Annotated in this window: 12 protein-coding genes; 8 read left to right on the forward strand and 4 right to left on the reverse strand. The window is 43.7% G+C overall.

The features are described 5' to 3' along the window. Positions 1-5 precede the first annotated feature (5 nt). The 3 genes from QZY09_RS22505 to QZY09_RS22515 all read left to right on the forward strand — a co-directional run bounded on the left by QZY09_RS22505 (position 6) and on the right by QZY09_RS22515 (position 4,383). Positions 6-1,442 carry an alpha/beta fold hydrolase gene (locus QZY09_RS22505; RefSeq protein ID WP_295676401.1) on the forward strand — a complete coding sequence of 479 codons (1,437 nt, stop codon included), beginning with the start codon at positions 6-8 and terminating at the stop codon, positions 1,440-1,442. Between the two features lie 16 nt (positions 1,443-1,458). Further along, complete coding sequence (gene bla / locus QZY09_RS22510) at positions 1,459-2,352, forward strand: class A beta-lactamase, subclass A2 (RefSeq protein WP_295676403.1); 894 nt, start codon at positions 1,459-1,461, stop codon at positions 2,350-2,352. A gap of 150 nt (positions 2,353-2,502) precedes the next feature. Next, entirely contained in the window at positions 2,503-4,383 is a 1,881-nt protein-coding gene (locus QZY09_RS22515; protein WP_295676406.1) for a CocE/NonD family hydrolase, read from the forward strand. Positions 4,384-4,434: 51 nt separating this feature from the next. On the opposite strand, the gene QZY09_RS22520 is transcribed toward QZY09_RS22515, so the two are convergent. Beyond that, entirely contained in the window at positions 4,435-6,012 is a 1,578-nt protein-coding gene (locus QZY09_RS22520) for a GDSL-type esterase/lipase family protein (RefSeq protein WP_295676409.1), read from the reverse strand. A 199-nt stretch (positions 6,013-6,211) separates the two neighbouring features. Between QZY09_RS22520 and QZY09_RS22525 the strand changes: the two genes are divergently transcribed. Continuing rightward, entirely contained in the window at positions 6,212-6,676 is a 465-nt protein-coding gene (locus QZY09_RS22525; protein WP_295676413.1) for a hypothetical protein, read from the forward strand. Between the two features lie 129 nt (positions 6,677-6,805). On the opposite strand, the gene QZY09_RS22530 is transcribed toward QZY09_RS22525, so the two are convergent. Then, on the reverse strand, positions 6,806-7,567 hold the full coding sequence (locus QZY09_RS22530; RefSeq protein ID WP_295676415.1) for an MBL fold metallo-hydrolase: 762 nt from the start codon (positions 7,565-7,567) through the stop codon (positions 6,806-6,808). Further along, positions 7,564-7,836 carry a hypothetical protein gene (locus QZY09_RS22535; protein ID WP_295676416.1) on the reverse strand — a complete coding sequence of 91 codons (273 nt, stop codon included), beginning with the start codon at positions 7,834-7,836 and terminating at the stop codon, positions 7,564-7,566. Before QZY09_RS22535 ends, QZY09_RS22530 begins: the two co-directional genes overlap by 4 nt. Positions 7,837-8,117: 281 nt before the next feature. On the opposite strand from QZY09_RS22535, the gene QZY09_RS22540 reads away from it, so the two are divergent. From QZY09_RS22540 to QZY09_RS22555, 4 genes are all read left to right on the forward strand, one after another. Continuing rightward, the gene (locus QZY09_RS22540) at positions 8,118-9,251 is read left to right on the forward strand and encodes a heparan-alpha-glucosaminide N-acetyltransferase domain-containing protein (RefSeq protein WP_295676418.1); all 1,134 of its coding nucleotides are present in this window, start codon (positions 8,118-8,120) and stop codon (positions 9,249-9,251) included. Between the two features lie 12 nt (positions 9,252-9,263). After that, entirely contained in the window at positions 9,264-10,397 is a 1,134-nt protein-coding gene (locus tag QZY09_RS22545) for a DUF5009 domain-containing protein (protein ID WP_295676421.1), read from the forward strand. Positions 10,398-10,543: 146 nt separating this feature from the next. Then, a complete protein-coding gene (locus QZY09_RS22550) occupies positions 10,544-11,608 on the forward strand; it encodes a polysaccharide deacetylase family protein (RefSeq protein ID WP_295676424.1) in 1,065 nt (354 codons plus the stop codon). Positions 11,609-11,628: 20 nt separating this feature from the next. Next, complete coding sequence (locus tag QZY09_RS22555) at positions 11,629-12,108, forward strand: DUF4265 domain-containing protein (protein ID WP_295676426.1); 480 nt, start codon at positions 11,629-11,631, stop codon at positions 12,106-12,108. A 27-nt stretch (positions 12,109-12,135) separates the two neighbouring features. Here the strand turns inward: QZY09_RS22555 and QZY09_RS22560 are convergent, their stop codons facing one another. Continuing rightward, complete coding sequence (locus QZY09_RS22560; protein WP_295676429.1) at positions 12,136-12,810, reverse strand: outer membrane lipoprotein carrier protein LolA; 675 nt, start codon at positions 12,808-12,810, stop codon at positions 12,136-12,138. Positions 12,811-12,954: the final 144 nt, after the last annotated feature.

Consider the following 12,954-nt stretch of genomic DNA (forward strand, 5'->3'; position numbering starts at 1 on the left):
TATTTATGAAAAAATTACTCATCGCGGCATTAGCAATTTTTGTTGCCGGCCAGCTTAAAGCACAGGATGTTACAGGCAGCTGGGTAGGGGCAATTTCCGTAAGCGGTGTGAAACTACACCTGGTTTTTAACATTAAAAAAACATCGGATACCAGCTATTCCTCTACGTTTGACAGCCCCGACCAAAAGGCCTTCGGAATCGCCTGCAGCAGCACTTTTGTTAAAAAAGATAGCTTGTTTATCGGGATAGCAATTATCAAAGGTGGGTATAAAGGTGTTTTGGCCGGAAAAGATAGCATCAACGGCACGTTTAGCCAGGGCCCGGCAAAATTGCCCCTCAGTCTCAAAAAAATAAGCGATGCCGAAAAAGCAAACCTATCGGCAGATAAAGTAAGACCACAAACACCCAAACAGCCCTATGGCTACCATAGCGAAGAGGTAGAATATGATAATGCTGATAAGAGCCTGCATTATGGCGCCACCTTTATCCGCCCGGAAGGTGATGGTACATATCCTGCGGTAATCATTATCAGCGGGAGCGGCACTCAGGATAGGAATGGTACGATGATGGGGCATCAGCCTTACTGGGTGCTGGCCGATTATCTGACTAAAAACGGTATCGCAGTTTTACGGGTGGATGACAGGGGCGCAGGTAAAAGCTCCCTGGGACCAGATATTAATAACAAAACAAGCATCGATTTTTCATACGATGTGGAAGCAAGCCTTAATTACCTGGAAACAAGGCCCGATATAGATAAAAAACACCTTGGCCTTATCGGCCATAGCGAAGGCGGTATGATTGCACCGATGGTGGCCGCACGGCGTAAAGATATAGCTTTTATAGTTTTATGGGGAGGGCCGGGTGTAAACGGCGCGAAGATACTGACAGAGCAATCGGCCCGGGCGCTAAAACAGCAGGGCATGGACAGTTTGACGGTTGACGCTTATAAAAAATTACACCTGCAAATGCTGAATTTGTTTGCGACATCCGCAACCCGTGCCGATCTTGATGAAAGAATCCCCGGCGTTTTTGACGCATGGAAAAAAAATCAAACGCAAAAAGTGCTCAATGATTTAACCGTTCCGACTACAAACATGGCGGATGTGCTAAAAACATATGATCATTTGTACGATTCAGGCTGGCTGCGGTTTTTTATCTGTTACGACCCTGCCATTGCCTTAAGCAAAGTTAAATGCCCTGTTTTAGCCGTAACCGGCGGAAAGGATACGCAGGTTGACGCGGCTGAAAATTTAGGAAGAATAAAAGAAGTATTGACCAAAAGCGGCAACAAGGATTTTGAGGTAAAAACCATTCCGGGCTTAAACCATTTATTTCAAACTGCCAATACCGGTGATGTTTCGGAATATGAACAAATAACTGAAACCATGTCGCCGGTGGCGATGAATATAATTTGCAGCTGGATTAAACTTCATCTCAAATAATTGCGTTATTTAGGGTATGAAAAACGTTATTCTATCTGCATTTATACTCCTTATTTTTGTTGTTTCCGCTTTTGCGCAGTCCGGAAAAGATGGAGCACTTCGCAGCCGGATCGAAGAATTGTCAAAACCTGTTAAAGGCATCGTCGGTGTTTCCATATTAAACCTGGAAACGGGTGATACCCTTTCTTACAACGGTAAAGCCAGGCTTGTTTTACACAGCGTAATGAAGTTCCCTATTGCGCTTACAGTGATGCACATGGTTGACAGCGGGGTGTTTACTTTAAGCCAGGTAATGCACATCGCGAAACGCGACCTGGTGAAAGACACCCATAGCCCGATGCGTGATAAATATCCAAAAGGCGTTGATCTTCCTTTAAGCGAAATAGTACAATACATGGTTGCCGAAAGTGATAACAATGCCTGCGACTTCCTGTTAAAAACGATTGGAGGAACAAAAACCGTTCAGGATTATATGTTACATGTGGGAATCAGGGGCATTGCCATCCGTGCGTCTGAGGCTGATATGGCATCCATGTGGGAACTGCAATATACCAACTGGTGCAAACCCGTTGAAATGACTATGCTGCTCGATGAGTTTTACCGCGGCAAAATTTTGGCTAAACCCACTACGGATACCTTATACCATATAATGACGGAAACTACTACCGGCCCTAACAGGTTAAAAGGGCTTTTGCCTGCAGGAACAGTTGTCGCCCATAAAACTGGTTCTTCGCCAACCAATGCCGAAGGTTTATCCCCCGCGACAAATGATGTGGGCATTATCACTTTGCCCAATGGCAAACACCTCATTATTTCGGTTTTTGTTTGCAACGCTACGAATGATGAAGCCACCCGTGAAGGCGTAATCGCAAAAATTACAAAGGCGGCGTTTGATTATTATTCAAATTGATTTTTTGTAGAGACGCAATAGTTTGCGTCTCCACCCTACTTCTCTCAAGGGTGGAGCCTCTCGCGAATGGCTAAAGTAAGTTATTTGTACGCTATTTCAATTTAATCAAAAAAAACACCATCTTTACCTATTGACCTCACAATTATAATCATGAAGAAATTATATACCCTTGTATTTTTCCTGTTCCCTATTTTTGCGTTTGCCCAAAATGCCGATTCGGTTTGGCTGGTAAATAATTATACCAAAACAGAAGTAAACATCCCGATGCGCGACGGGGTAAAGCTGTTTATTTCCGCTTACCTGCCAAAGGATAATACTGAAAAGCATCCCATTTTGATGGAACGCACACCATATTCCTGCGCACCTTATGGGAAAGATCAGTTTCGCCCGTTTTGGGTAAACCATTTGATACAGTATTGCAAAAAGGGATACATCATGGTGATCGCTGATGTAAGGGGCCGGTGGAACAGCGAGGGGGAATTTGCCGACGTGCGCCCCTTCAACCCAAATAAAAAAACAAACAAAGATATTGATGAGGCCAGCGATACGTATGATACCATCGACTGGATGATAAAAAACCTGCCAAATAATAATGGTAATGTTGGCGTATTTGGGATTTCTTATCCGGGCTTTTATTCCACCATGGCATCGTTGAGCGGCCACCCGGCATTAAAGGCTGTAAGCCCCGAGGCGCCGGTTACGGATTGGTTTGTGGGGGATGATTTTCATCATAACGGCGCTTTTTTCCAGATGGATGCCTTCGCGTTTTACAAGCAATTTGGTTTTGGAGTACCTCACCCCCGCCCCACTACTGTAGCAGCGCCAACTTATGACCCGGCAATACACGATAATTACCAGTTTTTTTTGAGTGAAGGCGCATTGCCCAACCTCACCAAACTGGCGGGCGACAGCCTTAAATTCTGGAACGAAATGATGAACCATCCTAACCGTGATGCCTGGTGGATGGCCCGTAATGCCAGGGTTGGTGTTAAAGATGTAAAACCAGCCATGTTGGTAGTGGGAGGGGAATTTGATGCCGAAGACTGCTTTGGCGCCTGGAATTTGTATAAAGCGATTGATAAACAAAGCCCGGCTACCAATAACCGCCTGGTGATGGGCCCCTGGTACCACGAGCAATGGCGCAATAATGATGGCACCCACCTCGGTAACGCGCAGTGGGGCAGTAATACCAGCGAATGGTATGCTAATAATATCGAGATCCCGTTTTTTGAATTTTACCTGCGTGGAAAAGGTTCCGTCGAACCCATCAGCAAAGCCAACGTATTTTTTACCGGCGAAAACAAATGGCACCAATTGCCACAATGGCCGCCAGCGGATGTTATGCCAACCGATATTTATCTTGGACAAAATGGAAATTTGTCGTTTACAGCCTCCAAAACCAGCCAGCCAACATTCGATACTTATATCAGCGACCCGGCAAAACCGGTGCCTTATACCCAGGATGTGCATTATAACCGCACCCGTAATTATATGACCGACGACCAGCGTTTTGCCGCCCGCCGTACTGATGTTTTGACTTATCAAACCGAGACCTTAACCAGCGATGTTACCCTTGCCGGCCCTGTTATTGCCGATCTGCTGGTGAGTATTTCCAACACCGACGCAGATTTTGTAGTAAAACTGGTAGATGTTTTCCCGGATAAGGGCAGTTACAATGATGTAGATATTTATGCCGAAACTGACCCCGTTTTAAAATACCCGATGGGCGGCTACCAGATGCTTGTCCGTGCCGAAATTATGCGGGGCCGGTACCGCAACAGCTATTCAAACCCCGAGGCTTTTGTGCCCAATAAACCAACAGAGGTAAAATATACCATGCCTGATGTTGCCCATACCTTTAAAAAGGGCCACCGCATTATGGTACAGGTGCAAAGCAGCTGGTTCCCCCTGGTTGATAGAAACCCCCAGCAGTTTATTGATATTTATCACGCAAAGGATGCGGACTTCTTAAAGGAAACTATTAATGTTTACGATAATCAATCAAAACTGATTTTGCCGGTAGTGAAATGATTCCGTCGAAGACTTACGAAGTTTTTAAAACTTCGTAAGTCTGTTTTTGTCCTAATCTCTACCCTTTAACGCCTGCGCAATAGCCTTTTCAGCAATCGGCTCCATCATTTTGTAACCGGTAAGGTTAGGGTGCACACCATCCCCGGATAAGTTTGCCGGCAACCCCCTGCGCCCGTCGGCCATAGCGGTAAAATAATCGCAATAAACCATATGGTTTTGATCGCAATAATCTTTGATCATGGTATTCAGTTTGGCTATGCCGGGGACAGGGTCAATGGCGGGCCGCCAGGGGAAACGGAAAGCCGGCATAACGGAGCATAACACTACTTTTATATGGGCCGCTTTGGCGAGCACAGCCATAGATACGATATTGCCCAAAACATCCTCCAGTTTTGATGGTCCGTTGTTTTCTGCAATGTCATTTATACCGGCCATGATTAGCACCACCTTTGGTTTCAGGTTGATGACATCTTCCCGAAAACGCACCAGCATTTGCCCTGATGTTTGCCCGCTGATGCCGCGGTCATAATATGGTTTTCCCGTAAAGAATACAGGGTTACCCCAGCTGTTCCAGCCCTCGGTAATGGAGTTGCCCATAAAAACAACACGATCTTCGTCCGCTGCGGGGGCAGGCACTTTACTATTTTCTTCCTCGTATTTTTTGATAAATGCCCAGTCCTTTGCGGGCCGTTCGGCGTTAATTTTCCTGTTTTTTTCATCCTCTTCAAGGTGAGTCACCACTTTTGGGTCGATAGGTTTCAAAAGGCCCAGTTCGCCCAGCCAGTCGCCAAAGCGGTCAATCCAGGTATCCGTAGGGATATTTTGCTTCTTCATCCCAAAACCATGGCCACCTTTTACATAAATATGCAATTCAGCCGAATGTTTTGAAGTAAGCAATTTTGAATACAGGTTAACGCTGTGCTGCGCCAGGCTAAGTTCGTCATCCGTAGCCGCTACGACAAAGAATGGGGGCTCATCACCTGCCACGGCGGCACCCTGTATTTCTGGAGGAACATAAGGGGAAATAGGCGCCACGAAATCCGGGCGGTCATTTGCTGTATAGTTAAAGCCGCTGGCAGCAGTAACAGTAGCCCCCGCCGAAAACCCAACTATGCCGATGCGCGATGGCGACAAGTTGTAATCTGCAGCGTGGGTGCGTACATAGGTAATTGCGGCCCTGCCATCGGCAACCGCCGTAGCAACCATGGGTTTTATGATCTCATTAAAGTCATTTTTGTGCAGGTTTTCCGATAACTCTTTTCCAGGGTCCGTTGTTAAACTCTGCCCGGTACGGTATTTTAAAACAAAGGCGGCTATTCCTCTTTGATTCAACCATTTGGCCACATCGGTACCTTCATCCCGGATGCTCAATATATAAAAGTCGCCGCCAGGACAAATAATTACACCGGTGCCGGTGGCAACTGCGGGATCTGGCAAATAAGCGGTTAGCGTTGGATGCGATACATCGTAAACCAATGGCGTGCCGCCAGCCGTGTATTCCTGCTCGTTATAGGTCCAGTTTTCAGAACCCGGCGCAACACCATTATAAAGCTGGATCACTTTCTGCTGGGCATTTACGATCGCAGCAAAAAGTAAAAGAAACAATGTAATTATCCTGGTCTTTGTCATTGGTTTTGGGGTTTTCAAATGTAAAGTTTCTATTTAAATTGGAAATCGGCGTATTTTTTTTTAATTTACACATTAAACTTATTGATAGACAAATGGTCTAATGCATAATTTTCCTGAAGGGGCATAGGGGTAATAGCCATTTTTAGATATTTATCTTAAACGTATGATCCGTGCCATGGCATTTACTCATCCAAAACGTATGCTTGCTTTTTTTGTTAAAGCGATAATAGCCCCCCTTTTTTTAGCCCCTCTTTTTTTTCAATCCTGCAAACACGAAAAAAAAATTTACCAGAGCAATTGCAACGACGACTTAAGCTATAAACACTTAGGTTTTAGACAGCTGATCGATAGTATTCAAATGTACGATCACCAGTATGTTGAAATAGACGGTACCTACATAGAAGGCAATGAAGAATCGGCATTAGTGAACGACAGCCTTTTTGCCGACCATTCGACCCAGCACGCCCTTTGGGTAAATTTCAGCCAGGATTGCCCGCTGGTTTTAAAAGGCACCAATAGAGGCATCTTTGAAATTAACGATGGCAAATTCACACAACTAAATAATAAAAGCGTTACCATTCGCGGGAAGATAGATGTGCGCCATAAAGGGCATTTGGGAAGCTATAGGGGATCTATTGACAGGATCAGTTATGTGAAGTTGTGATTGGTTGATTAAGTTGACTAAGTTGACTAAGTTGATTGAGTGTGCTGTTGTTGAAATGAGAAGGCTATGGAACGATTTTTAACTTAATCAACTTAGTCAACTTAATCTAACCCAATCAACCTCTCCAAACTAAATGTCCAGCTCCAGCCCGTCATAAGCTAACTCAATACCGGCAGGAAGCATTTCGGAAATCTCAGCATGTTTTCCAAGGCGGTGGCTGATATGTGTTAAGTATGTTTTCTCCGCCCCGATATCCTGTGCAAAAGCTATCGCTTCGTCAAAAGTAAAATGTGAGATATGTTCCTCCTTTTGCAGGGCGTTTACTACCAGTATTTTTGACCCTCTTATTTTTTCTTTTTCGGCCGCACTAACCGTTTTGGCATCGGTTATATAAGTAAAATCCTTTATTCTGAAACCTAATATGGGCAATTTGTAATGCATCACCTCAATAGGGGTAAACGTTATTTCGCCTATATTAAAAGGGTCGCCATAAAGGGTATGCATATTAAGCTGGGGGATGCCGGGGTATTTAAATTCACGAAAGATATAATGAAACTCCTTTTTTAAAGCTTCCTGTACCCGGGCGTCAGCATAAACATCAATAGGCCCTTGCTGCTTGTAATTAAATGCCCTGATGTCATCCAGGCCGGCGACATGGTCTTTATGTTCATGAGTAAATACAATGGCATCCAGGCGCTGCACTTTGGCGCGCAGCATCTGGTACCTGAAATCAGGTCCCGAATCAATTACCACTACCTTTTGTTCGCCTTCAATCAGAATAGAGGTGCGCAAACGCTTATCGAGTGGGTCAACAGAGATGCAAACCTCGCAGCCGCAAGCGATAACAGGTACACCCTGCGAAGTTCCGGTGCCTAAAAAAGTTACCCTCAAAATTCAAGTGTTGTTTGTTTCAACTGGTGCAAAAATGCGGCCTGCTTTTCGTCCAGCAGGCTAAGGTCCATTTCGAGCGTCCTCGCCAGTTCAGTTAATCCCAATATTTTACTCTCCAGCCCCGAAAATTTATTTACAACCACTATTTTGCTGTTTAGTAATAAACAGGCCCCGGTTTTAAAATTCCCTTTTTCGTACCTCACCTTATAGCCGGTTGTCCGGAGTAACATTTCCAGCTTTTCGAGGGTATGGTTGGTAATAGTAAGCATTGATGGTCAAAAATAGGAAGAATAGTTCATGGTTCATAGCTCATGGTTCATGGTTTTTGTCCATAGACGATGGTCCATAGCAAAAATGTTTTTATTCTTTCCACCGTGGTCCACCGGCCATGGACTATGGACTTTTTCCTAATCTCTAATCTTCAGCCTCTAATCTCTAACCCTGACTTCATAAATTATTTAAAAAAGTTTTGATGTTTAATAATAAAACTCAAATAATTTATATCTTGTCGCATATTTCCTGAATTAAACTTTAAACTTATTTTTAAACTATGGAACAAAGCCCTAACCGGTTTCTTTCGCTGGATGTTTTTCGCGGAATGACGATCGTTTTTATGATCATTGTTAATACTGCCGGAAGCGGTGCGGCCCCATTTGCCCCGCTTGAACATGCCAAATGGTTTGGTTTTACCCCGACGGACCTGGTATTTCCATCCTTTTTATTTGCGGTGGGCAACGCGATGAGTTTTGCGATGAAAAAGTTTGATACTTTAGGAACCGGTGCAGTAGTTTTCAGGATCTTTAAACGGGCGGCAATCATCTTTTTGCTGGGCTACCTGATGTATTGGTTCCCCTTTGTGCAACATGACGCTACCGGCTACCACCTGGCGCCAATCAGTACAACCCGTATTTTTGGCGTATTGCAGCGCATTGCCCTTTGTTATCTTTTTGCTTCGCTTATTATCTATTTTATTAAATCAAAAACGGCTGTTGTGGTCATCAGCATAGCAATGCTTTTGGGTTACTGGTTTATACTGCTCATTTTCGGCGATCATAGTGACCCGTATGGCATGCTTACTAATTTCGGTACCACGCTTGATAAATGGGTGTTGGGCGATGCGCATCTCTACCATGGCGAAGGTGTTGCCTTTGACCCGGAAGGTATTTTAAGCACCCTGCCGGCCATTGTAAATGTGATCTGCGGATATTATGCCGGTAAGTTCATCCAGGAAAAAGGCAAAGGATATGAGACGATTTCAAAGCTGATGTTATACGGCTTCCTGTTTATTTTTATCGCGCTTTGCTGGAATATGACCTTCCCGATCGCTAAAAAATTATGGACAAGCCCATTCGTATTGTTAACTGTGGGGATCGATTTGGTGCTGATCTCAGCGCTGATTTATATCGTAGAGATAAAATTATGGAACCAGCGAAACTGGACAAAGTTTTTTACTACAGTAGGAAAAAACCCGCTGCCTGTATACCTGTTTTCCGAGCTTTTTGTGGTGATCCTATATATGATTCATATCGGGCCTAAAAGCTTTTATGAATGGATCAATAGTGTGTTTTTCCAGGTGATAGCGCCGGGTGCAATAGGATCATTGCTATTTGCGATATGCTATATGCTTGTTTGCTGGACCTTTGGTAAAATACTGGATAAAAACAAGATCTACATCAGGGTTTAAAACCAGGTAAATATGGAACAAAACAATAACAGGTTTACCTCGCTGGATGTATTCCGCGGGATGACCATTTGTTTTATGATCATCGTGAACAATCCCGGCAGCGATATATCGTTTGCCCCATTGGATCATGCCAAATGGTTCGGCTTTACACCTACTGACCTGGTGTTCCCATCCTTCCTGTTCGCCATGGGAAATGCGATGAGCTTCGCCATGAAAAAATTTGAGGGGTTAAGCAGCGGCTCGGTTATTCTAAAAATTCTAAAAAGGTCGGTATTGATCTTCCTGGTTGCTTACTGCCTTGAGTTTTTAGGTTCCATCCGCCACAACGTTGCCGGGGGCTGGTCAGTCGGCTCAATCGACCATTTGCGGATCCTGGGTGTTTTACCACGTATTGCGCTCTGTTACTTGTTTGCAGCATTGATGGTATATTTTATTAAGTCGAAGAATGTTATCATTGTTATCAGTATATTACTATTGCTGGGTTATTGGGTGATCCTGCGGATCTTCGGTGATCCGGGTAATCATTTTGGTATGCTCACCAACGTCGGTACCTATATTGATAAGGCAGTGCTGGGTGAAAACCATATGTACCACGGCGAGGGCGTCGCCTTTGACCCGGAAGGTATTTTAAGTACGCTGCCGTCCATTGTAAATGTTATTTGCGGTTATTATGCAGGTAAGTTTATCCAGGAAAAAGGGAAATCGTTTGAAATGATCTCTAAACTATTGATGGTTGGGTTCCTGTTTATTTTTCTCGCGCTTTGCTGGAATATGAGTTTCCCTATTGCCAAAAAATTATGGACAAGTTCTTTCGTGTTGTTAACCGTAGGTATCGACCTCGTATTGATTTCTGTGTTGGTTTATATGGTTGAAATGCAGAAATGGAACCCATTGAACTGGACCTCCTTTTTCACCACCTTCGGTAAAAACCCGCTGGCTATTTATATTTTTGGCGATTTTTTTGGGTTTGTAGTTGGTTGGTTTTATATCAATAAAATGAATTTTAACGAGATCATGAGTGTAAAAGTGTTCCAGGTAGTGGCGCCCGGCGCAATAGGCTCGTTATTATTTGCTATTTATTACATGCTGGTGTGCTGGTTGTTTGGTAAGATATTGGATAATAGGAAGATTTATATTCGTGTTTAGGTTGATTGAGTTGACTAAGTGAGTAGTTGATCGAGTTATTTTATAAGTAATATAGACTTCTATTTTCCTTTGTGCACTTTGTGCCTCCTTTGCGCTCTTTGTTGTAAAATTTTCAATCCTAAGATTTATTTTGAGAGGATTTTTATATGAAAAAGTTAAGTTTTTTATCATTTCTGCTTATTGCCGCAGTGGCCGTATCCGCGCAGGAAACAAAAACCTATGCCGAAAAATTGGGCTGGCCCAAGGGGGCCAGGGTACTGATCCTGCATGTGGATGATGCAGGTATGTCACATGAGTCGGATGAAGGGGTTGAAAAAGCGATTTCTGAAGGGGTGTCTACCTCCACCAGCGTGATGATGCCCTGCCCCTTTGTACCCGAGATTGTAAAGTATATCAAAGAACACCCCGGCTTTGATGCCGGTTTGCATTTAACCTTAACATCCGAATGGAATAATTACAGGTGGGGGCCGCTTGCCGGAAAAGCCGCTGTGCCGGGTCTGGTGGATAAACAGGGGTGTTTATACTCTTCTGTTGAAGGCGTTTACTTTAGCGCGTCTGCCGATGAGGTGGATAAAGAAATGCGCGCCCAGTTGGACAGGGCGTTAACTATGGGATTTAAACCCACCCACCTCGATTCACACATGGGGACGCTTTTTGCAAAAGAATCCTACATGCAAAAATATTTACAACTGGGGATAGAAAAACAGATCCCCGTGATGTTTCCGGGTGGGAATGATTTGTTTTACAGGTATGAAGCCAAAGCGGCCACCATTGCCGAACTCAAAAAACAAGGCAAATACACCGAAGGAATGAAAATAGGCGAACCTGCCGCCCTGGACAAAGCCAAAGCGATAGGGGAGTACTTATGGAAAAACGGCCTGCCGGTTTTGGATGACCTGCACAATTCGAGCTATGACTGGAATATGGCAGATGTGGACCATAAAACAGATGCCGAAATTCAAAAATGGTACACCGATCATTATATCGAAAGTATCGGCAGGCTGAGCCCCGGCTTAACCATGGTGATTATGCATTGCACTATGCCATCGGCCAATTTTAAATACATATCTGATACCGGGAACAAACGCAAAGGCGACCTGCTGGCCATGCTTGACCCGCGTTTAAAGAAATTTTTAAAAGATAACGGTTTTATTTTGACCACCTGGCGGGAAGTGATGGAGCGAAGGATAAAGGTGGGGAATACCGAATAAAATAACTAATACCGAACGAAATGCCCGACAGCAATTCTGTAGAAATTCTTATCAACTATTTCAGCAACATACTCGATGACTATACCTCCGAAACTATACAGGCGGGAGTAGTCAATGAGGAGTTCGGCTACTATCAACTGAAAAGTCTTCCCATTTATGCACCCGGGCTGGCCATTGACGACGTCGTTTGGGCCCAATATAAAGCAACAGAAAGCATGCTGGTTTACAGGAAGACAGTTGAACATTCGGGTAATTCAACCATTCATGCGGTTGTTTTAAATGACCTGAACGATCCGGACGTAATGATTGGACTCTTTGAAAATGCAGGTTGCTTAATAAAAAAGCTAAATGCGAAGTATTTTGTTATCGGGATTCCTTCTTCAATCCAATATATACCTATAAAAAGCCTGCTTGATGAACTGAAGAGGAAAAAGGTTTTGGATTATGCTGAATCGTGCTTATCCAACAAACATCAGTATAAAAACATCTCAATGCCTTAGCCTTTTGTTTGAAGCAGCAAATTCTCTTTATCGCAAATCTACCACCTCAACACCTTTATGCGCCTTTGGGTCGAAACTGAAAGTATTATCCGGTACCTGGATGTTCGGTACAAAGCCCATGATGGTATAAGTATAGCGGTTGCCGTTTTTGTCGAAGATCAGTGCGCTGTAGATCTGTTTTTTTACTTTGTCGATCTCTAAACGTACTTTAAAAAATTGTTTGTCTTCTTCAGGGGTCAGGTCAATTTCCTGGTAGGTTTTTCCGGCAATCTTTACTTCGCCGTTGTAAATGTATTTGTAGCCCTTCTCGTAAATGGTAAATATTTGTGCCGGGTTGATCCCGTTACCGCTATTGTCTACATTATTTACCTGTACTTCATTGTCTTTTTTAAGATAGGTCCATTGCGTTTTTCCATCGCTGATCACTTCCTGCTCCACATCAGCCTTTGAGGACGGGCTTGCGCTATAAATGGTAACTTTAAACTTATTGGCTTTGGATCGGGCTATCAAAGTGCCGTTACGGGTTTCTTTTATCCTGGCCTGCTGGTTATCCAGGGTAAAATCAAAATCAGTTTTTACCACATCATAAAGGCGGTATTTTTCGCTTACTTTATTGAGTATGGCTTTTGCTGCGGCATCTTTTTGGGCGAATGTGTAAGTACTTATCAGTAACAGTAGGGGTAATAGAATTAGCTTTTTCATTTGTTTTATTTGGGTGTTCTCACCGATTATTTATTTTGTGATTTCACCGATTATTTGGGAGTGATTTCACCGATTTTATATTTTGTGATTTCACCGATTATTTGGGAGTGATTTCACCGATTTTATATTTTGTGATTTCACCGA

The organism is uncultured Mucilaginibacter sp., from assembly GCF_903913935.1.
Classification (GTDB): Bacteria; Bacteroidota; Bacteroidia; order Sphingobacteriales; family Sphingobacteriaceae; genus Mucilaginibacter.

Excerpts from the sequence above, each read along its gene's own strand:
- bla (WP_295676403.1), top strand. The coding sequence starts at position 1,459 with ATGAAAAACGTTATTCTATCTGCATTTATACTCCTTATTTTTGTTGTT.
- QZY09_RS22540 (WP_295676418.1), top strand. The coding sequence starts at position 8,118 with ATGGAACAAAGCCCTAACCGGTTTCTTTCGCTGGATGTTTTTCGCGGA.
- QZY09_RS22525 (WP_295676413.1), top strand. The coding sequence starts at position 6,212 with ATGCTTGCTTTTTTTGTTAAAGCGATAATAGCCCCCCTTTTTTTAGCC.
- QZY09_RS22515 (WP_295676406.1), top strand. The coding sequence starts at position 2,503 with ATGAAGAAATTATATACCCTTGTATTTTTCCTGTTCCCTATTTTTGCG.
- QZY09_RS22505 (WP_295676401.1), top strand. The coding sequence starts at position 6 with ATGAAAAAATTACTCATCGCGGCATTAGCAATTTTTGTTGCCGGCCAG.
- QZY09_RS22520 (WP_295676409.1), bottom strand. The coding sequence starts at position 6,012 with ATGACAAAGACCAGGATAATTACATTGTTTCTTTTACTTTTTGCTGCG.
- QZY09_RS22535 (WP_295676416.1), bottom strand. The coding sequence starts at position 7,836 with ATGCTTACTATTACCAACCATACCCTCGAAAAGCTGGAAATGTTACTC.
- QZY09_RS22560 (WP_295676429.1), bottom strand. The coding sequence starts at position 12,810 with ATGAAAAAGCTAATTCTATTACCCCTACTGTTACTGATAAGTACTTAC.
- QZY09_RS22550 (WP_295676424.1), top strand. The coding sequence starts at position 10,544 with ATGAAAAAGTTAAGTTTTTTATCATTTCTGCTTATTGCCGCAGTGGCC.
- QZY09_RS22555 (WP_295676426.1), top strand. The coding sequence starts at position 11,629 with ATGCCCGACAGCAATTCTGTAGAAATTCTTATCAACTATTTCAGCAAC.
- QZY09_RS22545 (WP_295676421.1), top strand. The coding sequence starts at position 9,264 with ATGGAACAAAACAATAACAGGTTTACCTCGCTGGATGTATTCCGCGGG.